Source organism: Acinetobacter guillouiae CIP 63.46, from assembly GCF_000368145.1.
Lineage (GTDB): Bacteria > Pseudomonadota > Gammaproteobacteria > Pseudomonadales > Moraxellaceae > Acinetobacter > Acinetobacter guillouiae.
This window is the reverse complement of the sequence record NZ_KB849283.1, coordinates 713,944-739,167: the sequence shown is the minus strand read 5'-3', so window position 1 is coordinate 739,167 and position 25,224 is coordinate 713,944. Positions and strand designations below refer to the sequence as shown.

The 25,224-nt window shown below is 36.2% G+C and carries 27 protein-coding genes and 1 pseudogene; 20 read left to right on the top strand and 8 right to left on the bottom strand.

Annotated elements, in window-relative coordinates; genetic code table 11:
- Positions 1–96 precede the first annotated feature (96 nt).
- Entirely contained in the window at positions 97–777 is a 681-nt protein-coding gene (locus F981_RS08630) for a hydrolase (RefSeq protein ID WP_004720583.1), read from the bottom strand.
- 128 nt (positions 778–905) lie between these two features.
- Here F981_RS08630 and F981_RS08625 point away from each other — a divergent pair, with 128 nt between their 5' ends.
- From F981_RS08625 to F981_RS23615, 9 genes and pseudogenes are all read left to right on the top strand, one after another.
- Positions 906–1,802: a LysR substrate-binding domain-containing protein gene (locus tag F981_RS08625; RefSeq protein ID WP_004720581.1), complete on the top strand. Its 897-nt coding sequence runs from the start codon at positions 906–908 to the stop codon at positions 1,800–1,802.
- 199 nt (positions 1,803–2,001) lie between these two features.
- Entirely contained in the window at positions 2,002–2,493 is a 492-nt protein-coding gene (locus tag F981_RS08620; protein ID WP_004720580.1) for a hypothetical protein, read from the top strand.
- Positions 2,494–3,190: 697 nt separating this feature from the next.
- On the top strand, positions 3,191–3,793 hold the full coding sequence (locus tag F981_RS08615) for a nitroreductase family protein (RefSeq protein ID WP_004720579.1): 603 nt from the start codon (positions 3,191–3,193) through the stop codon (positions 3,791–3,793).
- A 66-nt stretch (positions 3,794–3,859) separates the two neighbouring features.
- Positions 3,860–4,042: pseudogene (locus tag F981_RS23260) on the top strand (AraC family transcriptional regulator); the annotation flags it as partial.
- 252 nt (positions 4,043–4,294) lie between these two features.
- Positions 4,295–4,732: a DUF2946 domain-containing protein gene (locus F981_RS08610; protein WP_004720578.1), complete on the top strand. Its 438-nt coding sequence runs from the start codon at positions 4,295–4,297 to the stop codon at positions 4,730–4,732.
- Between the two features lie 90 nt (positions 4,733–4,822).
- Positions 4,823–5,032, top strand: coding sequence for a hypothetical protein (locus tag F981_RS08605; RefSeq protein WP_004720576.1), 210 nt, complete (start codon positions 4,823–4,825; stop codon positions 5,030–5,032).
- Positions 5,023–6,459 (top strand): cytochrome ubiquinol oxidase subunit I, encoded by a 1,437-nt coding sequence (locus F981_RS08600; RefSeq protein WP_004720575.1) that lies wholly within the window; start codon positions 5,023–5,025, stop codon positions 6,457–6,459. Before F981_RS08605 ends, F981_RS08600 begins: the two co-directional genes overlap by 10 nt.
- A complete protein-coding gene (cydB, locus tag F981_RS08595; RefSeq protein WP_004720573.1) occupies positions 6,459–7,463 on the top strand; it encodes a cytochrome d ubiquinol oxidase subunit II in 1,005 nt (334 codons plus the stop codon). Before F981_RS08600 ends, cydB begins: the two co-directional genes overlap by 1 nt.
- 107 nt (positions 7,464–7,570) lie before the next feature.
- Positions 7,571–7,678, top strand: coding sequence for a hypothetical protein (locus F981_RS23615; RefSeq protein ID WP_004720571.1), 108 nt, complete (start codon positions 7,571–7,573; stop codon positions 7,676–7,678).
- Positions 7,679–8,006: 328 nt separating this feature from the next.
- On the opposite strand, the gene F981_RS08590 is transcribed toward F981_RS23615, so the two are convergent.
- From F981_RS08590 to F981_RS08580, 3 genes are all read right to left on the bottom strand, one after another.
- Complete coding sequence (locus tag F981_RS08590; RefSeq protein WP_004720569.1) at positions 8,007–9,245, bottom strand: type II toxin-antitoxin system HipA family toxin; 1,239 nt, start codon at positions 9,243–9,245, stop codon at positions 8,007–8,009.
- A 13-nt stretch (positions 9,246–9,258) separates the two neighbouring features.
- Complete coding sequence (locus F981_RS08585; protein WP_016539455.1) at positions 9,259–9,600, bottom strand: helix-turn-helix transcriptional regulator; 342 nt, start codon at positions 9,598–9,600, stop codon at positions 9,259–9,261.
- Positions 9,601–9,817: 217 nt separating this feature from the next.
- Positions 9,818–10,735: a LysR family transcriptional regulator gene (locus tag F981_RS08580; protein WP_004720565.1), complete on the bottom strand. Its 918-nt coding sequence runs from the start codon at positions 10,733–10,735 to the stop codon at positions 9,818–9,820.
- 106 nt (positions 10,736–10,841) lie between these two features.
- Between F981_RS08580 and F981_RS08575 the strand changes: the two genes are divergently transcribed.
- The 6 genes from F981_RS08575 (at position 10,842) to F981_RS08550 (ending at position 16,022) form a co-directional block, all read left to right on the top strand.
- Positions 10,842–12,080: an acyl-CoA dehydrogenase family protein gene (locus tag F981_RS08575; RefSeq protein WP_004720563.1), complete on the top strand. Its 1,239-nt coding sequence runs from the start codon at positions 10,842–10,844 to the stop codon at positions 12,078–12,080.
- A 133-nt stretch (positions 12,081–12,213) separates the two neighbouring features.
- Positions 12,214–13,335, top strand: a complete 1,122-nt coding sequence (locus F981_RS08570; protein ID WP_004720561.1) for a phosphotransferase family protein — start codon at positions 12,214–12,216, stop codon at positions 13,333–13,335.
- On the top strand, positions 13,332–14,030 hold the full coding sequence (locus F981_RS08565; protein WP_004720559.1) for a histidine phosphatase family protein: 699 nt from the start codon (positions 13,332–13,334) through the stop codon (positions 14,028–14,030). The genes F981_RS08570 and F981_RS08565 overlap by 4 nt, the downstream gene beginning before the upstream one ends.
- Before the next feature lie 43 nt (positions 14,031–14,073).
- The gene (locus F981_RS08560; RefSeq protein WP_004720558.1) at positions 14,074–14,817 is read left to right on the top strand and encodes an SDR family oxidoreductase; all 744 of its coding nucleotides are present in this window, start codon (positions 14,074–14,076) and stop codon (positions 14,815–14,817) included.
- A 101-nt stretch (positions 14,818–14,918) separates the two neighbouring features.
- Positions 14,919–15,191, top strand: a complete 273-nt coding sequence (locus F981_RS08555) for a hypothetical protein (protein WP_004720555.1) — start codon at positions 14,919–14,921, stop codon at positions 15,189–15,191.
- Positions 15,192–15,308: 117 nt separating this feature from the next.
- The gene (locus F981_RS08550; protein WP_004720553.1) at positions 15,309–16,022 is read left to right on the top strand and encodes an SGNH/GDSL hydrolase family protein; all 714 of its coding nucleotides are present in this window, start codon (positions 15,309–15,311) and stop codon (positions 16,020–16,022) included.
- 127 nt (positions 16,023–16,149) lie between these two features.
- On the opposite strand, the gene F981_RS08545 is transcribed toward F981_RS08550, so the two are convergent.
- Positions 16,150–16,509, bottom strand: coding sequence for a hypothetical protein (locus tag F981_RS08545; protein WP_004720552.1), 360 nt, complete (start codon positions 16,507–16,509; stop codon positions 16,150–16,152).
- A 526-nt stretch (positions 16,510–17,035) separates the two neighbouring features.
- Here F981_RS08545 and F981_RS08540 point away from each other — a divergent pair.
- Together F981_RS08540 and F981_RS08535 are read left to right on the top strand one after the other, a co-directional pair.
- Entirely contained in the window at positions 17,036–17,737 is a 702-nt protein-coding gene (locus F981_RS08540; RefSeq protein ID WP_004720550.1) for a hypothetical protein, read from the top strand.
- Between the two features lie 204 nt (positions 17,738–17,941).
- The gene (locus F981_RS08535; RefSeq protein ID WP_004720548.1) at positions 17,942–18,532 is read left to right on the top strand and encodes a uracil-DNA glycosylase family protein; all 591 of its coding nucleotides are present in this window, start codon (positions 17,942–17,944) and stop codon (positions 18,530–18,532) included.
- A 6-nt stretch (positions 18,533–18,538) separates the two neighbouring features.
- Here F981_RS08535 and F981_RS08530 read toward each other — a convergent pair whose 3' ends face one another.
- Positions 18,539–19,030, bottom strand: a complete 492-nt coding sequence (locus F981_RS08530; RefSeq protein ID WP_004720546.1) for a pyridoxamine 5'-phosphate oxidase family protein — start codon at positions 19,028–19,030, stop codon at positions 18,539–18,541.
- A 159-nt stretch (positions 19,031–19,189) separates the two neighbouring features.
- Positions 19,190–20,053, bottom strand: a complete 864-nt coding sequence (locus F981_RS08525) for a DMT family transporter (protein WP_035372056.1) — start codon at positions 20,051–20,053, stop codon at positions 19,190–19,192.
- Positions 20,054–20,220: 167 nt separating this feature from the next.
- On the opposite strand from F981_RS08525, the gene F981_RS08520 reads away from it, so the two are divergent.
- Both F981_RS08520 and F981_RS08515 read left to right on the top strand, forming a co-directional pair.
- Complete coding sequence (locus tag F981_RS08520) at positions 20,221–21,618, top strand: aminotransferase-like domain-containing protein (RefSeq protein ID WP_004720541.1); 1,398 nt, start codon at positions 20,221–20,223, stop codon at positions 21,616–21,618.
- A gap of 79 nt (positions 21,619–21,697) precedes the next feature.
- Positions 21,698–22,348 (top strand): class I SAM-dependent methyltransferase, encoded by a 651-nt coding sequence (locus F981_RS08515; protein WP_004720539.1) that lies wholly within the window; start codon positions 21,698–21,700, stop codon positions 22,346–22,348.
- A gap of 48 nt (positions 22,349–22,396) precedes the next feature.
- On the opposite strand, the gene F981_RS08510 is transcribed toward F981_RS08515, so the two are convergent.
- Positions 22,397–23,875 carry a phospholipase D family protein gene (locus tag F981_RS08510; RefSeq protein WP_004720537.1) on the bottom strand — a complete coding sequence of 493 codons (1,479 nt, stop codon included), beginning with the start codon at positions 23,873–23,875 and terminating at the stop codon, positions 22,397–22,399.
- Positions 23,876–24,066: 191 nt separating this feature from the next.
- On the opposite strand from F981_RS08510, the gene F981_RS08505 reads away from it, so the two are divergent.
- Entirely contained in the window at positions 24,067–25,176 is a 1,110-nt protein-coding gene (locus tag F981_RS08505; RefSeq protein ID WP_004720535.1) for an S-(hydroxymethyl)glutathione dehydrogenase/class III alcohol dehydrogenase, read from the top strand.
- Positions 25,177–25,224: the final 48 nt, after the last annotated feature.

Below are 25,224 nucleotides of genomic sequence, written 5' to 3'. Positions count from 1 at the left end.
AACTTGAAGTAGCAATAAAATGAAAATAGTAATTACTGCGTCATAACAATGATTTAGACACCTCGAAAGGTGTCTAAAATCATCATTTATTTAAAATTATTTACTTACTGAATCAAGTACTTCTTTGTTTGTCACAACTTCTTGTGCTTTTGAATAACTTTCAATCAGTAATTGATAAGCAGGGAAGATTTGAGTGTACACTTGAGCCCATTCAGCAGCATCTTCACGGTTCCAAGTTTGTTGAATTTCTGAAGCAACCGCCGCTGTATCCATCGGTACCGCACCTGCTTGAACCACACGTGCTAAGGTAATTTCTTGTGCCATTTTGCTATACGTACCTGATGCATCAACCACAACAAAAACTTTATAGCCATCAGCAATTGCACTAATCGCTGGAAAAGCCATACACACGCTGGTAATCGTACCCGCAATAATCAGGGTCTTTTTACCTGTTGCTTTAACCGCTTCAACGAACTCTTGATTATGCCAAGCATTAATTTCGCCTTTACGTGCGACATATTTTGCATGGGGCGCATTTGCGTGTATTTCAGGAATCAGTGGCCCATTGGGGCCTTGAGGAACTGAGGCCGTGGTAATGACAGGCATGTTTGATAATGATGCTATTTTAGCTAAGGCTGCTGCGCGTTGGCGTAGTTCTGTCATTGGCATATCAGCAACGGTTTGAAATAAACCACTTTGATGATCAATTAACAGCATAACGGAATCATTTACATCAATCACTGGCGCTTGGCCATTAAAATTAGCTGGAGTAGACATTTTATATATCCTTAGTTAAGCAATCATTTGCTGTTTTTAATACTAACAGTAGGATAAACATTGAATTATGCTATTTATATGACATATTGTCTTATATAAAGAACAGTTGCGATATTTAAGAGAATACGATGAAAGACTTAAATGACCTGTATTATTTTACCAAAGTGATTGAATATGGTGGCTTTTCAGCTGCAAGTAATGCGTTGGGTGTGACCAAATCATTGTTAAGTCGAAGAGTTGCGGAATTGGAAAACCGTTTAGGGGTAAAACTTCTCAATCGAACCACCAAAAGAATTTCGATTACAGATGTCGGGAACATATATTTACAACACTGTAAAGCAATGCTTGTGGAAGCTGAATCTGCTGATGAGGCAATCGCACTGTTAAGCGCAGAGCCGACTGGAATTGTAAAAATTTCTTGTCCTACAAATTTATTGCATATTAATGTCAGTAAAATGTTGAATAAGTTTTTAGCACGTTATCCGAAAGTTAAATTGCATGTGGAAGCGACAAATAGAAAGGTAGACTTGTTTAATGAACGTTATGACGTTGCAATTCGAATCAGACCCTTACCTTTAAAAGATAGTGATTTGATTGTACGTAGCCTATCCATTTCAAAACAATTTATTGTCGCAAGCCCTGATTTGTTGAATCAAAATTTCTTGATTAAAACACCAGGAGAATTAACAAGATTGCCTATTTTAATGATGGAGTCTTTGTCCTTTGAATATCATTGGGATCTTTATAATTCTAATAATGAATTATATGTGGTTAAGGATGAGCCGAGGCTAACCACTACTGATTTAAGTGCATTGCATTTAGCGACCTTAGATGGCTTGGGAATTGCAAAACTACCGGAATTAATTATTGCTGAAGACTTAAAAGCGGGCAGGCTAGTTAAAGTGATTCCTGATTGGGAACCGATGCCAGAGCTTATTCATTTGGCCTATACTTCTAGAAGAGGTCTATTACCATCGGTAAAAGCTTTAATCGAGTTTTTGGTCACTGAGTTTGATCAGGTTTAGTTCTTTACAAGAATAAGCTTTATTCGCCCACCAGAATCTTTGATCGACAACAGGTGAATACTGCAATTGGCATTGAATAAACTGTCATAATTGTTAGAATGCATTTCTTTCACTGTTTTCATGTTGTTTTATTTTGTATTTAGGCTGCAAGATGATCAATAACGTTATAATAAACAGTATTTTAATTAAGGATTTTTTAATGTTATCAATTTATTTAACAGATGTTCAGGAAAATGTGCAGTTTAAAGATTACCCTGGTGAGCACCCTGTTAAATTTATTTTAAATTTCAAAAAGATTTTTCCAAGTGTAATGGAAATTTTACTCCCAGTACTTCCTGATGATGAAGACTTGGATAAAATGACTTGGGAATCCACAACTGAAGATTTTGAGATTTTTAAGAAACTCCTTACAGGTTGGGGGGTGATTGAGTTACGTTTACAAGCGATTAGCCAATATAAAAATAAAAATTTTGCAGATCAATTGCTTAAACAAGCTCAAGCCAAACGTAAAGAATTTGCAAAAAAGCAGCAACAATTGTCTACGGTTGAACTGGACTACTTATTTATGCATGAAACACATGCATTGATTGACGCTGAATTGGTTGAGTTAGGTGAAAAATTCTATTTACCTACTTTGCGAGATATTTGGAAAAATTCTGTACCTGCCAAAGTGCTGAATGCTAATTTCTAGTCAAAAATTAGCAATAGATTGAAATGCTCAAATTCAAGTATAAAAGGCAGTTTTAAACTGCCTTTTATTTTTTATTCATCTGTTTAAATTTTTTAAATTGTAGGCCCAAGCGTATAAAACATAAAAAATAGAATAAATATTGAACTGAGGATACTTAATATATTTAAAACTTTCATTTTTTAACCAATTGCGATATCTAAATTTTGAGTGGAAACATTTTTAATGCTTGGATTTTATTCGGCAGTTGTTTAAGCATGATGACAATGATTTAAATGAGGTCATTCATTTAGCAAGTCTTTATGATTTAATTTTAAATGTTGGCACTTCTTATTCAATCTTCTTTATTACGCGTTTGTACGATAAAACTTCTGATTGTGGCTAAAATTATCTCAGTCTTCGTTATGAAAGTCGAAAATAGATTCGCTATTATCCTTCATACTTTACGATGTATACATCTCATGCTCAATTTTAAACTACAACGCAAGCCAGTTATGAAATGTCAACAGCCCCTTATATTTCTGCTAATTCACTTTTGCTTAGAAACATATGACAAAAGTAGATATTTCTAGCAAGTTTTTTTATGTTGTAATACTTTTGATTTTAATCAATTCATACTTGTTATGATTTTTTAAAATATCTTGATAATCTTTTTTAAAGTATCGGATTTCCCCGGGGATATATCCAAGGATATTCAGCAATGTCGAATAATTTTTTAGATTTAATTCATAAACGCCGTACAATTTATGCGATTGGACGTAATGTTAATCAATCTCCTGAGCATCTTACTGATTTGATTCAGCAAGCGATCAAGCAAAGTCCATCTTCTTTTAACTCGCAATCATCTCGGGCAGTGATCTTGTTTAATGCTGAACATGAGAAGTTCTGGAACTTTGTAAAAGTTCAACTGAAAGCTTATGCCAAAGATGAAGCAAGTGCCTTAAAAACGGAGGCTAAAATGGACAGCTTTATCGCAGGCTTTGGTACCGTTCTTTTCTTTGAAGATTTAGACGTGATCCAAAACTTACAGGAAAAATTTCCAGCATATGCAGAAAACTTTCCGATTTGGGCTGAACACTCTACAGCAATCGCACAATTTTCAACGTGGACAGCCTTAAATAGCGAGGGTATTGGTGCATCCTTACAGCACTATAATCCAATTGTCGATGAACAAGTCCATGCGGAATGGGATATACCCAAAACTTGGAAACTTCGTGCACAGTTGGTGTTTGGTTCAATTGAAGCGGAGGCTGCTGAAAAAGCCTATATCGATGATACTGTGCGTTTTAAAGTGTTTAAATAATTTTTATTTTTTCTAGCTTCTTGGCTTGCTCAGCCAAGAAGCTTTGCTGTTGAAAATATTAATTAATCCATTGATCTAATTATACAAAGTGTCGGTTATCTAGACCCAAGTTCATTTTGCAGATTGTTTAGAAAGAGAACCGGCTTAACACCCTTAGAATATCGTTGCAGATTCAGTCGTCGGATATTAGCTTTTCAATTGAATTTAGCTGGAAAGTTGAGCTGGTGCTATTTACTCACTAAAAGCTGAGGCGACGATGGATGCTTTTTTAAGTTTTATTGATCATTGCTATATAACAAACAAATCATTAAAAAAGAAAACGATTTCCAAAAAAGTGCTAAAGAGGCTTTGATTTAAAATTTAAATGTACTATAGTAAAGCTAGAAAAGTTGAGTAATATGCTTGGTTTTTATGCAGTTGATTCTTTATTTCAAGTTAAAGATCTACAGTTAAAAGCAAACTTATACTTTTTTCTATCTCTCTCAATATGAGCAATCAATTGTGTTAAGAAGCAGTGGTCTGTTGCTGGCATTTGCGACAGTATTTTTACAGCTTGCGGTTTTTTTACAGCCGTTATTACCTGAGCAGTATCAAATTGCTCCGGTCTGTGAAGACATCACTCAAGCTTTATTGCGACCAACACATGCACATCTTCATCATGAGCAAGAATCTAGTTTTATTCATCACTATTTGCATTTAGATCAAGCCCAGCAAGCAAGCAGTTCAAGTCATGATCATCATGATATTAACCATCAATGTCAGTATTGTGTGGTATATGGCAATTTAGTGATGCCACCAGAAATTGGCGTAAAAGAAATCCTAGTGCGTATTCAAGTACGTTTAATGGCTTATGTTGAAAACTTTCAGCATGTCTATTTTCAATTACAACGCCTGTTTCTGATTCCTCAAGGGCGAGCCCCACCTGTAGTCTTTGCATAACACATTCACCGATCCATAGGTTTAGCATTTTTAAATAAAGGCTTTAAAGCCATGCGATCGTATTTCGAATTTATTGTGTAGAGAATGATCATGATTTTTCAAAATTTCCTCGATTTGCAGGAAAGCAGCCTTTGCATGCTATTTTTAGCATTGTTTAAAAATACAGCAAAAAGAAAACAACAGATTGTACTGAATGTTCAGGCGTATGCTGAGTTTGTACAACAAAAAATGTTTATCAATGTATTCAAAACTCAATCTTTACCAACTTTACCAATGAATAAGGTGATGTCATGGATCTAGGATTAACTGCTTTAGAATTGGCGCGTATTCAGTTTGCTTTTACTGTTTCTTTCCATATTATTTTTCCTTCAATTTCTATCGGGCTTGCAAGCTTTTTAGCTGTACTTGAATGGCGCTGGCTAAAAACTCAAAATCCTGTTTACCAAGATTTATTTAAATTCTGGGTAAAAATTTTTGCTGTCGCTTTTGGGATGGGCGTGGTTTCTGGTGTGGTGATGAGTTATCAGTTTGGAACAAACTGGAGTGAATTTTCACGTGTTGCAGGCTCGGTAACTGGTCCATTACTGGCTTATGAAGTGCTGAGTGCATTTTTCTTAGAAGCTGGTTTCCTTGGCATTATGCTCTTTGGTTGGGGGCGAGTAGGTCCTCGGGCGCATTTCTTTGCAACGGCTATGGTGGCCATTGGTACCTGTATTTCAATGTTTTGGATTTTATCTTCAAACAGTTGGATGCAAACACCACAAGGCTTTAGCATCGAAAATGGGATTATCGTGCCGCAAGATTGGTTTGCAATTGTGTTTAACCCCTCATTTCCTTACCGTTTAGCCCATATGGCTGCAGCAGCATTCCTTGTTTCAGCCTTGCTAGTGGCTGCAACTGCTGCTTGGCATTTATTAAAAGGACGCCGTGACGCATTAATCAAAAAATCGTTTTCTATGGCATTGTGGATGATTCTGGTCCTTGCACCATTACAGGTTCTGATTGGTGATAATCACGGTCTAAATACCTTAAAACATCAGCCTGCTAAACTTGCAGCGATTGAAGGGCATTGGGAAACCAACAAAGGTGAGGGCATGCCGCTATATCTGTTTGGTATTCCTGATATGCAGGCAGAAGAAACAAAATATGCTATCGGTATTCCAAATCTTGGCAGCTTAATCATGACCCATACGCTGGATGGTGAGGTAAAAGGCTTAAAAGAGTTTGCACCTGAAGATCGTCCTAATTCTACCGTGGTGTTCTGGAGTTTTAGAATCATGGTTGGGATGGGCATGCTGATGATTCTACTTGCCGTGATGGCATTGTTTCTACGCAAAGGCGGCAAGCTTTATGAAAACAAATGGTTACACCGTTTTGCTTTTGCTATGGGACCTTCAGGATTTATTGCCTTGCTTGCAGGCTGGTTTACCACAGAAGTTGGTCGTCAACCGTGGGTGGTATATGGAGTGATGAGAACCAAAGATGCTTTATCTCCAGTTTCGGCGGAACAAGTCGGCCTCACTTTAATTATTTTCGTTGTGGTGTATTGCATCGTATTTGGCATCGGCATTTACTATATGTTGAAATTGATGCACAAAGGTCCACAATTTATCTACGCCACACCAGAAAGTGTAGCGCATAGTGAAGAAGCGGTTATTTTGGCCTCTAAACGTCCATTGACGAGTGTTGAAGATAGCGTTGATTCCAATGAACAGGAGCGTAAATAATGATTGATTTATCTCTGATTTGGATTGTCATTATTGCCATTGGTGTATTCATTTATGTGGTACTAGATGGTTTTGATTTAGGGATTGGGATTTTATTTCCCTTTGTTAAGGATCAACACGAACGTGATGTGATGATGAACACCGTTGCGCCTGTTTGGGATGGTAATGAAACATGGATGGTGCTGGGCGGTGCAGCATTATATGCGGCGTTTCCAATGGTCTATGCCACTGTATTATCCGCATTATATATGCCAGTTATCCTTATGGTGATTGCTTTAATTTTCCGTGGTGTGGCTTTTGAGTTTCGTTTTAAAGCCAATCGAACCAAACACTTATGGGACAAAGCATTTATTGGTGGATCAATACTTGCCAGCTTTTTCCAAGGGATGATTCTTGGTGCATATATCCAAGGGATTAAAGTTGAAAACCATATGTATGCAGGTGGTGGTTTAGACTGGTTATCGCCGTTTACTGTGTTTACAGGTATTGGTGTTGTTGTACTTTACGCAGCACTGGGTTGTGGATGGTTAATTTTTAAAACTGAACTTGATTTACAAGATCGTATGTATCAGTTGATGCCTAAATTAATCGTTGCTTTGTTTGTCATCTTTGGAGCAGTCAGTATTTATACCCCGATGGCGCATCCTGAAATTGCAGAACGCTGGTTTAGCCAACCACAATTGATGTATTTTAGTCCTGTACCCATATTGGTGGTGCTGTTTACTTTTCTTGTGCTTCGCGCATGTAAAAAGCGTAATGAACTAAGCCCATTCCTTTATACCTTGGCTTTGGTTTTCCTTGCTTATACTGGGTTTATCATCAGTTTGTGGCCTTATGTGATTCCGCCATCAGTGACCATATGGGAAGCTGCCGCGCCACAGAGCAGTCAATTATTTGCTTTAATTGGTGCATTGATTTTAATTCCAATTATTTTGATCTATACCGGGCTTTCATATTGGGTGTTCCGAGACAAAGTTCGAATTGGTGATGAAGGTTATCACTAAACTTAAAAGTAGCATGTTTAATCTTTTGGCTTGAGTAAAAAATAGCCTAAGCAAGATTAAACATGTAGTAGGGTAAAAATTTAAAGGTTTAAATGAGGTAAGCAAGTATGAAACTATCTCAAACGCAATGGTTTGTCGTGTTATGGCTAGGTGGATTTCTAACATTGGCGCTTATTGCTGGTTTTTTTAGAATGTTGATTCAGTTGGCCTACTAAGGTTTTGCTAAAGTAAAAATGAGGAACGCAGTTCCTCATTTTTTGTTTTTCATTAACTATTGAGATAATAGACTGAAATAAAAATATGAATCACAGTAATGGCAACAATGAAAATAATCTTAAAATAATAAAATAGCCTAAGCAAAATTATAGGAATGCAATTGGATCTTCTCTTTTATAATGACATAAAAAGTACTTTATCTAATTTAAACTGGATTTTATGTCATGTTTGGATCATTTTCTTGCCAAGATGAATGGTTAAATACCGATTCATTATGATCAATGTTTTCATTATCCATAATATATAAATGGCTGGCATTGTTGAATTTTAGTTTTTGAGTATATCTAGAAAGAAATAGGGTTCTAATTGACGAATTTCTGTGGGTTTAAGACCCGCATCTAACAAGTATTTTTCTCTATTTTCGAGAACATCACGGACATCCTTAATACATGCTCTGGCTTGATCTAGGTTTAGTCCAAAGGCATTGCTACGACTGATAAGGTTGTCATAGCTTCCAAACCGTCCATCATTGCCTAAAACCAGAGCATGTTCATTTGGAAATGAGCTTGGCATACCATGAGGTAAAACATCAAAAAGCGGGCTTAGGGCATAATGTTGCTTTTTCATGTCATACATTAAAAAACCATGATTTTTTAAATGATCGTCAGTATTGCTAATCATGACATTCAGCACCATCCGCTTATAGAGTTCTTTTTGATTACTGATAGCATCAAAACAAATCTGACTACAGACTTTGGCAATACTCATATAGGACATTTTAGGATCATCTATACGAATTTTCTGAATATTGAGCAAACTATTGGCACTGATATAGTGTTTTTTACGTTCAGGGCAATTTCGATCAAAGCGTTCAACTAAGAGAATAGGGCGACCGGCACATTCTGTTAGTTCAGCATTACATGTATTGAGCCCCATGTCTCGTGCCATATTCAGCGAAGCATATTCAACTTTACAGGTATCAAACAAATCATCACTTTTATTAAATTTGGCAATCCATTCCTTATTCTTATACATCACAAGGGTTTTGGGTCTGGCTCCGCCCATTGAAGCCCCGTTATATAACAGCTTATTTAATTCGAGTTGCTCAAGTTTCATCTCAAACGGATCTCGTTTTTTTTCGATGAGTTCAGTAATTTGTATAAAAGTTTCTAATTCTTCATATTGAATGATATTTGAATTGTTTTTTATATGCGATTTAGACAAGCTTCCAACAATACAGCCGACTGAATTTCCTTGTGAAGCGAGTAACCATTCCAATTGATTTAATGGTGTTCTACGGTGTAAGGCATTGGTTAAGCGTTTACCCCAATTGTCTGGTGTTGCATCTGCAAGTACACCAAAACCATCTTTAGAAATAGTTTCATATGGTTTGTTATAAGACTGAAAGCTTAGATTAAGTGGATCTAAAGGGAAGGCATCTGCACGTTGTAAGTATGATTGACCATAAAGAAAGCGATAAATCGGCTTTTCATAAGAATAGTGTGCAGCAATTGTTGGCTGGGAGCCTGTATCTATGAAAACATAACATCCTTTAACTTCATCCATGTTCATTTACCTATCAGAAATCATCACTAATTACAGACTGTTTCTTTAATCTTGCACGTACTGAACTATTACGATTTTCGAGTGCTAAACCAACTTCATCCAACTGAGGATTCGCGAGTGAGCCTAGGGTATGTTCAAGGCCAAAGATCACTAAAACTGAAATCACATTTTTTAGGCTGGTACTTGGATCACCTTTTTCCATACGTGAGATCGTTCGGTTATCTACATGAATGCGATTGGCCAAATCATGAATGGTCATATTACGTCGAAGTCGGGCTTTTTTGATATTTGTCCCAATTTGAGTCAACATGTCTTCCACACCATCAAGCATAAAATTATGCGCCGAAGTTCTCATAGCAATATCATCCAAAACATGACATAAAATGTATACTATCATGGTTAACATGGATTTTATGTCTTATTTTTATAATTTGAGTTCAATGTATTGATGCTGAATGGAATAGTTAAGTAGCTTAATTTCACCTACTAGAATGAAGAAAATCATCAAAAATCGGGATGATAGTACATGAGCGGCTTAGCCGCATGCTAAATCCAATCGTTTACAAAATAGCCTAAGTAAAAATTTTAGAAATTTCTTCTCTTAAATAAATATGCCTAGAATTTTCATTTAGCGCACCGTGCCAATAAATTCCCATATTTAATACAGGTAGATCAATAGGATGCTCAAAAATATTGATACTTTGATCAACTTGTAAATGTGCCAGTATCTGCTTTGGAATGGTTAACATCGCATCAGGATATTGTGCTAAAACTTGCAGGGCAGTTGAATAATGCTGACAACGCATAAAAATCTGACGACGAAATTGCGCTTGATTTAAATATATATCCTCTAAAAGCAAACCAGTACGGCGTGAAGAAACACCGATATGAGGTGATGCAAAATACAGTTCAGAATTGATATTTGTATGCTGAGAACAAATCACAAAATGATCTTGAACCAAATTTTGATAATTAATTTTATCACCATAATTTTGTTCTAGATCAATGACAAAATCGACTTGTTGAGCAGCTAAATCAGCAATTACATTTTTGCGGTCAAGCTTGGTACTTAGAAACTGAATGGTTAAATTCAATTTTTGAAAATGATGAATCAATTTAGGAAAAATAATCGGTTCAATTTCATCATGTATTGCAATGCGTAAGGTTTGTACTGAACTGGGATCAAACTGTTGTTTTTGTTTGGAGATATTTTGAAAAGCAAATAAAGCATTTTGTACAGATGGATAAATCTGTTCAGCAAAAGGGGTAGGCAGCATTTTACTCCCAGCGCGAACAAATAAATCATCTTGCAAATGCTGCCTAAGTCTTTGTAAAGCATGACTTGCAGCAGACTGAGTAATACATAAAATCTTTGCCGCTTTTGAAATATTTCTTTGCTCATAAATGGTGATAAAAAGCGGGTATAAATTAATATCAATATGATTGAAAATCGACATATCAAGATTGGTTTTATTATGAATCATATTCATAGTATGGTATTGAATTAAATCATTTGGTTCATAATAGGTTTTCAGCTAAGGTAAAGTAAAGAGTCACTATTCAAATATTTATCCATATATTTACAGGAAGATAAGCATGTTTGAACTTTCAGCACGTGCGCAAGAATTTGTAGAACGTACCAAAGCCTTTATTAAAAATGAAATTGAACCTGTAGAAGCTGATTTTTGGAATGAAGTCCATCATCTCAATCAAGGTGGTGATTGGACAAAATGGCAATGGCCAGCACAACTTGAAGTCCTGAAAAATAAAGCAAAAGCTGCTGGACTTTGGAACATGTTTCTACCAGATCCAGTATTGGGTGCAGGTTTATCTGTACAGGAATATGCCCATATTGCAGAACTGTCAGGCCGTAGTTTAATCGCACCCACAGTATTTAATTGTAATGCTCCAGATAGTGGCAATATGGAAGTGCTATGGCGTTATGGTTCAGATCAACAAAAACAACAATGGCTTAAACCGTTATTAGAAGGAAAAATCCGTTCAGTATTCTGCATGACTGAACCAGCAGTTGCTTCATCGGACGCAACCAATATGCAGGCAACTGCAGTGGTAGATGGTGATGAAATTGTATTGAATGGTCGTAAATGGTGGTCTTCAGGTTTGGGAGATCCAAATGCGAAAATTATTATCTTTATGGCGCATACACCTGATGAAAGCAAAGATCGTCATCATCAACATTCCATGGTTTTAGTGCCTGTAGATACTCAAGGTGTGACCATTGAACGTATGTTACCCGTGTTTGGTGATTATGATGCGCCACATGGGCACGGCGAAATTAGTTTTAATCAAGTTCGTGTACCTGTAAGTAATTTTATTGGTGGTGCTGGACAAGGGTTTGAAATTGCACAAGGGCGTCTAGGTCCGGGTCGTATTCATCATTGTATGCGATGCATTGGTGCTGCTGAAAAAGCATTAGAATTAATGATTGATCGAGGAATGAGTCGAACTGCTTTTGGTAAAGAAGTGCTTAAATTAGGTGGAAATTTAGAACGTGTGGCAGATGCTCGTGTTGCGATTGATCAAGCACGACTGTTAACCCTGTATGCGGCGTATAAAATGGATACTCAAGGGACTATGGCTGCGCTTACCGAGATTTCAGCCATTAAAGTTGTTGCACCTTCAGTTCTTGAAAAAGTAGTTGATATGGCCATTCAAATTCATGGTGGCATGGGCGTATCACGAGATACACCTTTAACAGCATTCTTTGCTCAAGCCCGCAGTTTACGTTTAGCGGATGGCCCAGATGAAGTGCATAAAGGGATGATTGCAAAATTAGAATTAAAAAAACGAGGTTATGGCTCGCGTAAAAAATAACAATTTGCTGATAAAAAATAACTGCTTTATGTTAGAGGTGTTATATATAAAGTAGTGAGCAAGTGAAGTTTTTAGTTAAAAGTATCATTCTTTAGAGATGTATGGTTTAAAACATAAGATTCAGGGAAATAATATGTCAGTCATTGATATTGGTGGAAGTATACGTGAAGGCGAGGAGCTGGACATTCGTGCTGTCGGAAATTGGCTCATTGAAAATGGATCTGAAATTTCAGGCAATGTAGAAGTGACTCAATATTCTGGCGGAGCTTCAAACTGGACCTATCGTTTAAAATATGACAATGCTGATTTAATTTTACGTCGTCCACCCAAAGGGACAAAGGCGAAATCTGCACATGATATGGCGCGTGAATATCATGTACAAAAATGGCTTGCACCATACTACCCAGTTCTTCCTGAAATGGTCGCGCTGTGTCAGGATGAATCCGTAATTGGTTGTGACTTCTATGTGATGAAACGCATTGAAGGTATTATTCCGCGTGCCAAACTGCCCCCTGAGCTGAATTTTACTCAACAGCAAGTGCATGAATTATGTATTAATGTCTTAGACAAGCTGATTGAATTACATCAAGTTCCATATCAAGGCACCGAACTCGAAAAACTTGGAAAAGGTGATGGGTATTGCCGTCGTCAAGTTGAAGGTTGGGATGCACGTTATGAAAAGGCGCACACCATCAATGTGCCGAGTTTTAAACTTGTACGTAAATGGCTTAATGAAAATATTCCTGCTGACTCAAACACGTGTTTGATTCACAATGATTGGCGTTTTGATAATGTCATTCTTGACCCTAAAAACCCAACCCAAGTGATTGGTGTATTGGATTGGGAAATGGCAACCATTGGTGATCCTCTTATGGATTTAGGTTCTGCTTTGGCCTATTGGGTGGAAGATACAGACAACCAAATTTTTAAATCAACCCGTCGCCAGCCTACACATTTAAAAGGGATGCTTACCCGTAAAGAAGTGGTTGAATATTATTTAGAAAAAACCGGATTAAAACCTGATAATTGGGCATTCTACGAAGTATTTGGTATTTTCCGTTTAGCTGTAATCGCACAGCAAATTTATTATCGTTACTATCATAAACAAACAGATAATCCTGCTTTTAAAGATTTTTGGATTGTGATTCATGCCTTACATATTCGTGCATTAAAACTTATCGGTTTACAAAAAATTGAAGCCAATGAAGTTGCACAGAAATATCTTGAAAAATTTAAGGAAATTTTAGGAAAATGACCACAATCTACCTCGTTCGTCATGGACAAGCGTCATTTGGTGCAGAGAGTTATGACAAACTTTCACCCAATGGCGAGTTACAAGCCAAACTATTGGGGCAATATCTCGATAAAATTTTGAAAGAAGAGCCTTATGTGGTTGCAGGTTCAATGTTACGCCATCAGCAAACAGCAAGTTTTGCTTTGGCTGAAAGTTTTTCCGATGCTCAAATTGTGACTGACCATCATTGGAATGAATTTAACCACCAACAAGTTTTTGCTCAATATGATCCGCGTTTTAATCAACCGCATCTACTTCAACAAGATGTTGCCAAAGAAAAAAGTCCACGTGCCTATTTGGCAAAAATTTTTGAAGGGGCAATTGACCGTTGGACTGGTGGTGAATATCACCATGAGTATGACGAATCTTGGCCAGATTTTAAAAACCGTGTAGAAACGGCTTTACAGAATTTATGTGATGAGTTAGTGAAAACCAAACCTCGCTATGCAATCGTATTTACTTCTGGCGGAGTTATTTCAGTTGTTGCAGGAAAACTCTTGGAGTTAAGTGCCAATAAAACCTTTGCATTGAATTGGGCAATTGCCAATACCAGTTTAACGACATTAAGACTGGTGGGAAATGAACCGCAATTACTGAGTCTGAATGAACATCATTTTATTAAGGCTGAAGATCCGCAATTATTGACGTGGATTTAAAGTCGCACTTTTAGAAATATAAAAACAGTTTAAGGAATTTGTCATGGCAAAAACCATTTTAATCACAGGCGCAAGTTCTGGAATTGGTGCAGGAATGGCACGAGAATTTGCGCAAAAAGGTTATAACTTAGCCGTCTGTGCGCGTCGTTTAGAGCGTTTAGAAAGCTTAAAACAAGAGTTGGAGTCTAAATATGGTATCAAAGTAATTGCCAAAACTTTAGATGTGACCAACTATGAGCAAGTTTTTCAAGTCTTTCGAGCTTTTAAGCAGGACTTTGGTAAGCTCGATCGTATTATTGTCAATGCAGGTGTTGGTGATGGTCGTCGTATTGGCAATGGTAAATTTGAGATTAACCGTGCAACTGTAGAAACCAATTTCATTTCTGCATTGGCACAGTGTGAAGCCGCTGTTGAAATATTCCGTGAGCAAAAGTTTGGTCATCTGGTTGTGATTTCGTCTATGAGTGCACTTCGTGGTATGCCTAAACACTTGACCGCATATGGCGCAAGTAAAGCTGGTGTAGCTGCTTTAGCGGAAGGGATACGTGCTGAGTTAATTGACACGAAAATTAAAGTTTCTACGATTTTCCCTGGTTATATTCGTACTGAAATTAATGAAGGGGCAAAAAAACTACCGTTTGAGGTCGATGTTGAAACAGGTTCTCATTTATTGGTTAAAGCAATTGAAAAACAACCTGTTAAAGCTTATGTACCCCAATGGCCTTGGTTACCGATAGGCCTAGCCATGAAAATATTGCCATTAAAAATTGTGAATAAACTTGGTTGAGCTTTATTCAGTTTTAAAAGACCCAGCAAGGGTCTTTTTTATTGCATTGCATAGATAAAGCTTTAAAATCTAACTGGATAAAAAATAATGAGAATTTTAATATGTTTATCGTATTGGGTTTTTTCCTGACCAGCTTTTTAGTTTTTCTTGCGCGTATCTTGTATCTCTTCTTTTTTGAAAAGCACTGTGAAATTCAACAATGTCTGATGCAAATCGATGATATTCAAAAGTTAATGTATCTTGGTATTATTTTAATCGGGACCTATAATGCCTATTTGATGACCAAAAGTAGAAAGTATGCGGTTTTAATTTTTGAGTTTATTGGTACATTTATATTTGCTTTTGCCTTAAATTTTGTTGATTTAGCCCAATAGCAACTTGGCCATACAATTAAGTAAAATCGACATTGAACTTTATGATTTTAATACTGCGACAAGCTATATCTGACTCTGACTGATTTTGAGATAGCTTTGTTGGATTGGTACTCGAATATGCTTTTAAAAATCTCTACCATTGTTCTCGTTCCCGCATTAATTCTTCAAGGTTATCGCGTCAAGAAAAATACACTTCGATTAGCTGAACCTCAAGGATTGCGAAAAGGTGTTATAGGACAAGGAAAAGCACTATCTATTTTAATTTTGGGTGACTCTGCTGCCGCAGGTGTGGGGGTTGAAGATCAACGTGAAGCCTTATTGGGGTGTTTACTCGATGAATTAGCCTCTAATTTTGAAGTCACTTATCAATTAGAAGCGAAAACGGGGGATAGCACCTTAGAAATTTTGCAAAGAACCAAACAATTAGACAATCAGCAGTTTGATGTTGTGATTACATCGGTTGGAGTAAACGATGTCACAAAACTTATTTCACCACAAAAATGGATTCAGCAACAAAGGGGGCTTTATACAGAAATTGAAGCTAAGTTTTTGCCAAAGATGATTTTAGTTACGGGTGTCCCCCCAATGAATCTGTTTCCAGCATTACCCAATCCACTGGGATGGTTGTTTGGACAGTATTCGAGTGCAATGAATCAGAAGTTAGCCCAATTCATCGAAAATAAAATCAATTATCAATTGATTCGTTTTGATTTAGCCCATTTTAAAACTTTAAATTTACAAATGGCACGTGATGGTTTTCACCCGAGTCAGGAAATTTATCAAATTTGGGCAAAACAAATTTCACAGTGTATTTTTAAAAAATTTAGCTAATACAACGTTCAAATATCTATCTTTGACTATAACAAAAGACTAAAAGTACGATTCAAAAAAGTATCAACGCCATTCATAAAATATTACTTTGTTGATTTCATTAGAAAAAACTAATTAACTAAAATCACTATCTTGTATCTTTACACTGAATGTTTTCTTTTTCTTTGTAATAGTTTAAAGCAATATCTAAGTCTGAAAGTAATTTAGCTTCAGTATAGTTCTCTGGATTTAATTTAAGTAAATTTGGCATGTAATTCGATTTGTATTCTTTAGGATAATCTTGACATATGATTCTGGTCTTATCATCCAATGTCGTATTTGGATCATCAAGTTGATCAAGATATTTACTAATCATTTCATCTGATTGTTCAAATTGTGCAGTGAGGGTAGGTCGATCTGTTTGCGCAGTTGTGTGCTGCTCAGGCTCTTTATTGCAAGCTGACAGGACAATGATCAAGAATAATGCTGTAAAAAGTTTAATGTTCATAACGAATTGATTTTTAATGTTAAGAAAAAGTTTTCGGTTGTATAAAGTCAGTTAATATTTAGATAAATCTTAAAGAACCTTAACTATCAAATATATTACCGAGATATGCAATGATTTTTATTACCATATCTTGAAAATGTTACAAATTCAAGATATTTAATTATTTTATTTGAACTTTCCGATTAAAAACAGCACATAGCTAAGTTTTGTATTTTTTATACGGGTGGAATTGACGCAACGACTTTTATTAGAACAAAGAATATTGATTAAAGCTTTGTTCTATATGAAATTTCTAGTAATTTTTTTAAAACCAGTAATCACAGCAGCAATAAAGAATTGACCCTTCATAAAGAGATTTGATGCAAAATAGTTTTGTCGGAATGTTTTTAAAATTTATTTAAAAATAATAGCTTAGTGGTCAAGTTGAAAAAATCAGCTAATGTGTTGTGTTAAATAAATTTTTTGTAAGGTTTATTTCTGATCTCAACCTGAGTATCTTATCCCCAAAATATTAAGAGGGTATTTCATGAAAAAATTATTCATTATTGCTTTAACAACCTTAGCATCAAGTTTCTCCTTTGCAGAGAACTTACAGTGTGAAAAAAGCTATGAAATTTTTAATAAGCAAGGGGACAAGGAAATAGAAATACTTAAAAATGGTTCACTTGATGATGTGATCAGTTATTATGACCAGATTGAATATGATCGAAAACTTAAACCTAAGCATCAAGGACAGACTTTTTCTTCAGGCGAATGGATCAGCGATGCTGAGTACAGAAAAGACATTAAATTACAGCAAGATTTAGCCAAAGATGGATCTTATAAAAATATAGATTCTACATTTTTAAAACCAAAATTAAATTATATCTCCAGTGTAGGTGAAGTTTGTGTTGTACCTATACAATCACAAGATGAACTATTCAAAAAGCGTATGAAGACTGAAGCTGACATAATTTTTATACGCGATATTCAAACGAATGAATGGAGAAGATTTATCTATTTTGGAATTGAAGATAAAAAAGACTTTAATGAGTTTTTCCCTGATTTTCCTAAAAATGTAAAGCTTGCTCAAATGTTAATAGATAACAAAAATTTTGCAGAGAGCACTTCAGAATTTGGTTTGTTAATGCTTGAAGAGATGGGTGTTGAGATCACAGCTGAGATGAAGGAAATGATGAGAAATCAAACAGAGCCTTTTAGAGTTAAGTTAAGCGCGAATGGCTACTGATTTTTATTGTGTAAGTTGTATTTAAACCACCTGCGGGTGGTTTTATTGAATAAGCACAACAATCAATTAAGTTGGTTAATTAAAAGAAAATGGATAAATTTACGATTTAAAATCTTTAATATAAAATTAGAAACAACTACCCATGCTTAGCAAGTAAAAATGTTAAGATAACAGTATAATTCTTAGATTATTTCTTATTTATAAATGACTGATATCGAAATAGAAACCCACCCACTCAAACCATTTCTTCCTACAAATGCCAAGCTATTGATGCTTGGTAGCTTTCCACCGCCTCAAAGCAGATGGAAGATGGATTTTTATTATCCGAATTATCAAAATGATATGTGGCGAATTTTTGGGCTTATTTTCTTTGATAATAAAGATCACTTTTTAGATTTACCTAATAAAAATTTTAAGGAACAACATATTCGCGAATTCTTAATCGAAAAAGGTATCGCAATTTTTGATACGGCGTATCAAGTTATTCGCTTAAAAGGGAATGCCTCAGATAAATTCCTACAGATTAAAACCCCCACAGACCTATCACAGCTTTTAGCGCAAATTCCTGAATGTAACAGCATCATGACCACTGGAGATAAGGCAACAGATACCCTGATGTTATCTATGCCTGAAGAAACTAAAAAGCCACAGATAGGGCAATCCTCACAAGCTATATTTGCTGAACGAGAGATATGTTTATATCGGATGCCTTCTTCATCAAGAGCATATCCATTAGCACTGGATAAGAAGGCAGAGGCATATAAGAACTTATTTAAAGAAATAGGCTTACTTTAAGTAAGTTTAAAACTCATAATTTGGCATCATGGTTGGGTATTGAACCCATTTAAAACCAGTTACGTTAAAATCTCGAACATGGGTAAAACTAGACCAAATCAATTGGCTCCCTTTAGTCCATGAGAGTGGTTTGATACGCTGTTCAATCATTGCTAACTCTTCAGCAGTGGCGATACGTAGTTCACCAATTTCGATATTTAAACGAACACCAGGGAAATCTGAAAATTTACCTAAAATCATCGATTTCAACCAGAAAAAACGCTTAATATTCACTGCTTGTAAACATGCTTTGCTATTGTTAGGAATGTTTTCTTTAAATGATTCACTATAAGTATCAAAGAAAAATCCAGTTTGATTATTTTTTAAGAATACGGTTCCTATAGGCGTTATATTGGGTTGCCCTAATTGATCGACAGTTGCAATCGAACAATGCATAGAGGCACGTTGAGCAGTTGAAATGGTTTTTATTATTTGTTGCCAATTTTGGGAATCAATCATGTTTTTTCTCCTTAAAGCGTCAACATGTTGAATAAAATTAGCAAAATAAACCATATCTGTAATTGACAGTTTTTGTTCTAGCTTAGGCATTTATCCCATTGTACTTGATTAAATCGATATACACATACAGTCAATAAATGCTTTAAGCCTTTCCATTTTCTATGCAAATCGTTTTGCCAGAGCAACACAGATCACAACTGCAAAACAAACAACAATCATCGCAAAACTTACATGCTCACCCAATAGAACCGCTGAAAGCATTAAACCAATAAACGGTTGTACCAATTGAATTTGTCCAACTTTGGCAATTCCGCCCAACGCTAAACCTTTGTACCAAAAAATAAAGCCAATCAACATACTAAACAGCGACACATAGATTAAACCAATTGTTTCAGGCCAATGAATATTTGCAAAGCTTGCAGGTAGGTAATATAGACTTGAGATAAGCATCAAGGGTAATGCAACCACTAAAGCCCAACAAATCACTTGCCATCCACCCAGTTCTCTTGAAAGCTTTCCACCTTCAGCATAACCCAGTCCACAGACAACAATTGATGCAAGCATATAGAGATCACCCACACTAAAACTTAAATTACGGTTTTCATAAAACATAAATCCAACCACAATGGCACTACCAATTAAGGCAAATAACCAAAATTGTGTAGCAGGCTTTTCACCCCCGCGTAAAACTGCAAAAATTGCAGTCGATAAAGGCAAGAGACCAACAAAGACAATAGCATGTGCAGAGGATACTGTTTGTAAAGCTAAGGCTGTAAATAATGGAAAACCAATCACCACACCTAAAGCCACAATAACCAATGATTTAAATTGGGCAAAAGTGGGTTTTGATTGCTGTAAAATAAACAGGCAGATTAAAGCAATACTTCCTGCAATCGCTGCCCGAGCTGTGGTTAAAAATTCTGGACTAAACCCCATGACGGCAATACGGGTTGCGGGCAAAGAGCCAGCAAAAATCGCGACACCAATAAAACCATTTAGCCAGCCAATATTTGTTTTATCCATCATCAATTACTCAGTCAATTTATGATGATTTAAGCGCTATTTACTGGAAATATATATGTACACTACAGTACAATTTTAAATAACTGTTATGCTATTTTTACCAGTACAATTCTACTCAATCTAACGAGTTTTCTCAGATTTCTTATCTTTAAAATATGTGGTTTTAAATGGCAAAAACTAAAATTGAACAAACAGTGCTGATGATTAAAAATCAAATTTCGAATAAAAGTTTGATTGCAGGTTCACGCTTACCTTCAGTCCGTCAGTTTGCTACACAAACAAACTGTTCTGTTTCAACGATCGTTGAAGCCTATGCCAGATTAGTTGCGGAAGGTGTTTTAGAATCTCGTCTTGGTTCTGGTTACTATGTATTAGGTAAAGCTGAACCGATGCAAATGATTGATACTGAAATACAGTATCAACGTGAAATAGATCCTTTATGGATTTCAAGGCAGTCATTAGAGGCGAAGACGGATGTGCTAAAACCGGGTTGTGGCTGGTTACCCACTACTTGGATGCCTGAACAATCAATCCGTAAAGCGTTAAAACAAGCTGCTAAGTCTGAAATCATCATGCTCACCGATTATGCAACTCCGCATGGACATTTGGAGTTGCGTAAATTTATTGCCAGAAAAAAAGAACTGTATGATTTAAAATTCAAACTGAATCAAATTCTTATTACTGACTCAGCAACCCAGTCCATTGATTTAATTTTCAGACACCTGCTTAGCGCAGGTGATGTGATCTTGATTGATGATCCTTGCTATTTTAATTTCCGCGCTTTGATTAAGGCCCATCATTTAAAAGCCGTTCCAATTCCGTTTACAGAAACGGGACCAGATGTAGAGAAATTTGAACAAGCACTGAATTTAAAGCCAAAAATCTATTTAACCAATTCAGGGATTCATAACCCAACAGGAGCCACGATTTCGCTACAAACGGTTTATCAAATTTCCAAGCTGGTTGAGAAAACTGATTTATTGATTATTGAAGATGAAATTTTTGCTGATTTTGAATATACACCCGCACCACGTTATGCTTCATTAGCCGGTTTTAAACATGTCATTCAGATTGGCAGTTTTACCAAAACCCTTTCAGCAGCGATTCGTTGCGGTTATATCATTGCGGAGTCTGAGCTGATTGATCAATTAATAGATTTAAGAATTGCGACCAACTTTAGCAATAGTCATTTAAATGCAGAAATTATTTATCAGGCTTTAATGGACAGCAGTTATCCTAAACATTTAGATTGGTTAAAGAAACATTTGCTTAAAGTCAGCAATGAAATGATGCAAAAGTTGGGGCAACTCGGTATAAAACCGTGGATTGTGCCAACAGCAGGGATTTTTTTATGGTGCAAATTGCCGGATAGTATACATGCGGCGGAATTATCAAAATTATGTCTCAAACAGGGCGTAATTCTTGCGCCGGGTAATTCTTTTAGCCAAGCTGAAAATGCAGGACAGTTCATGCGCTTTAATGTTGCACAATGCGTGGATAAAAAGGTCTTTGATATCTTAGCAATGTCAATTCAGCAGTTAAAAATAAATAACTTACAAAGTTAGCGAAAATCCTTTTCCTTATTGCTTTAAAATATGGGTAAATAGTAAGCAAATTTATATTGATTTCAGTGGAATAATTATAATGAGTGTTCAGGATGTACCAAGTCCAATTGATTTAAAAAATCCGCAAGATGCTTTGCAATGGGCTAATGAAGCAAATGAAAAACGCCCATGGCGTTATGAGTTTTTTGACTATTATGTGAATTTAATTCAAAAAGCAGCCAAAGAGAAACACTATCAAACTGATCAAAACGCGCAGTTCAATATTTTAGAAATAGGTTCAGGTCCTGGTTTTCTTGCCAAACATTTACTTACCCAGTGTGCTGATATTGAATATACAGCGCTAGATTTCTCTGATGCAATGCATGAGCTTTCTAAAAGTAAGCTACTTTCTTCTGAGTTAGGCAGAGTGCAATATCTGATTGCTGATTTTAAAAATGAAGATTGGCGCGATCAGCTTGGACAATATGATGCCATCATTATTCATCAAGCTTTACATGAGTTACGCCATAAAAACTATGCAAATCAATTTCATCAACAAGTAAAGACATTATTAAAACGTGATGCTCTGTATTTGGTCTGTGACCATATTTTTGCATCAGATGCGATGAGCAATAATGACTTGTATATGTCGAAACATGAACATTTTCAAAGCTTAAAATATGCGGGCTTTACTGACATAGAACTGGTTAAAGAGATCAAAGGGCTCTGTCTGTTTGAGTGTTATTTGTAGCAGTAAATTTTTAATAAGTTTGGTATATGCGTTGTCATTACACTAAACTTACATCATCCATTCAAGTGGTAAATATGAGACGCTATACATGACAAATCGTTGGAATCGTGTTGTTTCAGGGTCAACTTTATATTCAATCACTTTGCCATCAGCACGATGATCTAGCCAGATCAGCTCACCTTGTGGATTAAGTTTTAACTCATAAGCAACCCTAAATAGGGTTTGATCCAATAGATTTGAAATTTGCTCTTGTAAAGGATCTGATTGAACAACCAGTCCAACTTCGGTATTGATATTGAATGATCTTGGATCTAGGTTAAATGAACCAATAAAGACTTTGTCATCAATATTGATAAATTTTGCATGCAAACTGGATTTATTTTTGCCTTTTTTCGGAATGATATTTCCTGTAAGGACCTCATACCAAGTACGGCGATTGCGTTCTATATAAGGTTTAAATTCATAAAGTTTTGCGCCTCCTTTAAGCAGGTCAACTCGATACTTTTGATAAAACGCATGGACAAGCGCAACATCATTTGCCATAAAGGAGTTGGTTAAAATTCTCACTTTGACATTTTGTTTAGGGAATTGGTTGATGAAATCCGTCCCATTTTTTGTAGGAACAAAATAAGCGGCAATTAAATCCATTTCTTGTTTGGGGTCACCCAAATGTTGGTGAATTTGGTGTGAAATTAATTCATTGCCGTGTGCTTGTCCTAAACTTTTCTTTGGAGAATCTGCCAGAAAATCGGCATAAGCCCAATTGATTTTATTTTGATTAAGCTCATTGGCGAGTTCTTTCTGCTCAAGATTTACTTTTTCATCTGTCGTATGTTCAGCTTGTTCAAGTCGTTCAAAGCTTTTTCTCAAAGTTAATAAATCGTGTTCAGAACCTTTATGAATAAATTGATCAATCGGATAGCTTAATTGAAAATTCCAAAAGTCGGTAAAAACTTCATTTGCACGATTGACCGCTTTACCAAAAAATAAAATATCCATATCGGTAAATTGGAAAGATGCACTGGCATCAAAATATTCACTGCTGATATTTCGTCCGCCTGTCACAGCAATTGCACCATCAGCAATAATTAATTTATTGTGCATTCGATGGTTGATTCTGTTCATTCTAAAAATATAATCCATTACACGAAAGTGTCGGAATTTATAAGGATTGTATAATTTGATCGAAATGTTTGGATGTCTCAGCAATGCACTTAATTGTCGATCTATTTTTGTTCCATTTTGATCATCGATTAATAAGCGTACTTTTACACCGCGGTCAGCAGCTTTAAGCAATTCGTGTAGCATTAAATTGCCAATAAAATCATCTGCCCAAATATAGTATTGTAAATCAAGTGTATATTTGGCTTTTCGAATCAGATGGATACGTGACGCGATACTTTGGAAAGCATCATTCATGGCTAAATATGCAGTGAGACCTTGAGTAAGCATCTGTTTTGCTTCAGGCTCATTGATCCATTGCTCTGCATATACTTTAACTTGTTGTTCTTGTTCTGGTTGATTCATAGGTAAACTGCATCCAGTGATTGAAAAAGCCAAAATAATGAAGGCAAGTGAAGTCTTTGAATGATTCATTCTTTCAATGAGTACTTTAAATTTTACTAAATCATATCATCAAGTTAATGGTTGAATCTGTAAAGAGAAAAAGGTTACTGTAGTCCAACTGTTAAAACACAAACCTATTAGGATATTTAGCTATGAAATCACGTGCTGCTGTTGCATTTGGTCCAGGAAAACCTTTAGAAATTGTGGAAATTGATGTTGCTCCCCCACAAAAAGGCGAAGTCCTTGTTAAAATTACCCATACAGGGGTTTGTCATACAGATGCATTTACTTTATCAGGTGATGATCCAGAAGGCGTCTTTCCAGCAGTTTTAGGTCATGAAGGGGCTGGTATTGTTGTCGAAGTTGGTGAAGGTGTAACTTCAGTAAAACCTGGGGATCATGTGATTCCTTTATATACAGCAGAATGTGGCGAATGCTTATTCTGTAAGTCAGGCAAAACCAACTTGTGTACAGCCGTTCGTGCTACACAGGGTAAAGGGGTTATGCCTGATGGAACGACACGTTTTTCTTATAATGGTGAACCTATTTATCACTATATGGGGTGTTCAACTTTTAGTGAATATACTGTCGTTGCTGAAGTTTCATTGGCTAAAATTAACCCAGAAGCAAATCCTGAACATGTTTGTTTACTGGGTTGTGGTGTAACGACAGGGATTGGTGCAGTCCATAACACGGCAAAAGTACAAGAAGGCGATTCAGTTGCTGTATTTGGTTTAGGTGGTATTGGTTTGGCTGTTGTACAAGGTGCGCGCCAAGCGAAAGCAGGCCGTATCATTGTTGTTGATACCAATCCTGAAAAATTTAAATTGGCAGAAGAGTTTGGTGCGACTGATTTCGTTAATCCAAAAGACTATGACAAACCTGTTCAAGAAGTGATTGTTGAAATGACAGGTTGGGGTGTAGACCATTCATTTGAATGTATCGGCAATGTCAATGTAATGCGTTCAGCACTTGAATGTGCTCATCGTGGGTGGGGACAATCAGTCATCATTGGTGTAGCAGGTGCAGGTCAAGAAATTTCTACCCGTCCGTTCCAGCTTGTGACTGGTCGTACATGGAAAGGAACCGCATTTGGTGGGGTAAAAGGCCGTACACAATTGCCAGGTATGGTTGAAGATGCGATGAAAGGTGATATCCAACTTGCACCTTTTGTTACTCATACAATGGGCTTAGATAAAATTAATGAAGCATTTGATTTAATGCATGAAGGTAAATCAATCCGTACAGTGATTAACTTTTAAGCTTAAATACTGAGCACCACTAAGAGCCAGTGATACATCATCTATCAC

Excerpts from the sequence above, each read along its gene's own strand:
- F981_RS08590 (WP_004720569.1), bottom strand. The coding sequence starts at position 9,245 with ATGGATGAAGTTAAAGGATGTTATGTTTTCATAGATACAGGCTCCCAG.
- F981_RS08570 (WP_004720561.1), top strand. The coding sequence starts at position 12,214 with ATGTCAGTCATTGATATTGGTGGAAGTATACGTGAAGGCGAGGAGCTG.
- F981_RS08535 (WP_004720548.1), top strand. The coding sequence starts at position 17,942 with ATGACTGATATCGAAATAGAAACCCACCCACTCAAACCATTTCTTCCT.
- F981_RS08565 (WP_004720559.1), top strand. The coding sequence starts at position 13,332 with ATGACCACAATCTACCTCGTTCGTCATGGACAAGCGTCATTTGGTGCA.
- F981_RS08540 (WP_004720550.1), top strand. The coding sequence starts at position 17,036 with ATGAAAAAATTATTCATTATTGCTTTAACAACCTTAGCATCAAGTTTC.
- F981_RS08525 (WP_035372056.1), bottom strand. The coding sequence starts at position 20,053 with ATGGATAAAACAAATATTGGCTGGCTAAATGGTTTTATTGGTGTCGCG.
- F981_RS08575 (WP_004720563.1), top strand. The coding sequence starts at position 10,842 with ATGTTTGAACTTTCAGCACGTGCGCAAGAATTTGTAGAACGTACCAAA.
- F981_RS08560 (WP_004720558.1), top strand. The coding sequence starts at position 14,074 with ATGGCAAAAACCATTTTAATCACAGGCGCAAGTTCTGGAATTGGTGCA.
- F981_RS08520 (WP_004720541.1), top strand. The coding sequence starts at position 20,221 with ATGGCAAAAACTAAAATTGAACAAACAGTGCTGATGATTAAAAATCAA.
- F981_RS08555 (WP_004720555.1), top strand. The coding sequence starts at position 14,919 with ATGTTTATCGTATTGGGTTTTTTCCTGACCAGCTTTTTAGTTTTTCTT.
- F981_RS08600 (WP_004720575.1), top strand. The coding sequence starts at position 5,023 with ATGGATCTAGGATTAACTGCTTTAGAATTGGCGCGTATTCAGTTTGCT.
- cydB (WP_004720573.1), top strand. The coding sequence starts at position 6,459 with ATGATTGATTTATCTCTGATTTGGATTGTCATTATTGCCATTGGTGTA.
- F981_RS08505 (WP_004720535.1), top strand. The coding sequence starts at position 24,067 with ATGAAATCACGTGCTGCTGTTGCATTTGGTCCAGGAAAACCTTTAGAA.
- F981_RS08515 (WP_004720539.1), top strand. The coding sequence starts at position 21,698 with ATGAGTGTTCAGGATGTACCAAGTCCAATTGATTTAAAAAATCCGCAA.
- F981_RS08605 (WP_004720576.1), top strand. The coding sequence starts at position 4,823 with ATGATTTTTCAAAATTTCCTCGATTTGCAGGAAAGCAGCCTTTGCATG.
- F981_RS08620 (WP_004720580.1), top strand. The coding sequence starts at position 2,002 with ATGTTATCAATTTATTTAACAGATGTTCAGGAAAATGTGCAGTTTAAA.
- F981_RS23615 (WP_004720571.1), top strand. The coding sequence starts at position 7,571 with ATGAAACTATCTCAAACGCAATGGTTTGTCGTGTTATGGCTAGGTGGA.
- F981_RS08615 (WP_004720579.1), top strand. The coding sequence starts at position 3,191 with ATGTCGAATAATTTTTTAGATTTAATTCATAAACGCCGTACAATTTAT.
- F981_RS08625 (WP_004720581.1), top strand. The coding sequence starts at position 906 with ATGAAAGACTTAAATGACCTGTATTATTTTACCAAAGTGATTGAATAT.
- F981_RS08580 (WP_004720565.1), bottom strand. The coding sequence starts at position 10,735 with ATGAATATGATTCATAATAAAACCAATCTTGATATGTCGATTTTCAAT.
- F981_RS08630 (WP_004720583.1), bottom strand. The coding sequence starts at position 777 with ATGTCTACTCCAGCTAATTTTAATGGCCAAGCGCCAGTGATTGATGTA.
- F981_RS08530 (WP_004720546.1), bottom strand. The coding sequence starts at position 19,030 with ATGATTGATTCCCAAAATTGGCAACAAATAATAAAAACCATTTCAACT.
- F981_RS08510 (WP_004720537.1), bottom strand. The coding sequence starts at position 23,875 with ATGAATCAACCAGAACAAGAACAACAAGTTAAAGTATATGCAGAGCAA.
- F981_RS08585 (WP_016539455.1), bottom strand. The coding sequence starts at position 9,600 with ATGAGAACTTCGGCGCATAATTTTATGCTTGATGGTGTGGAAGACATG.
- F981_RS08550 (WP_004720553.1), top strand. The coding sequence starts at position 15,309 with ATGCTTTTAAAAATCTCTACCATTGTTCTCGTTCCCGCATTAATTCTT.
- F981_RS08545 (WP_004720552.1), bottom strand. The coding sequence starts at position 16,509 with ATGAACATTAAACTTTTTACAGCATTATTCTTGATCATTGTCCTGTCA.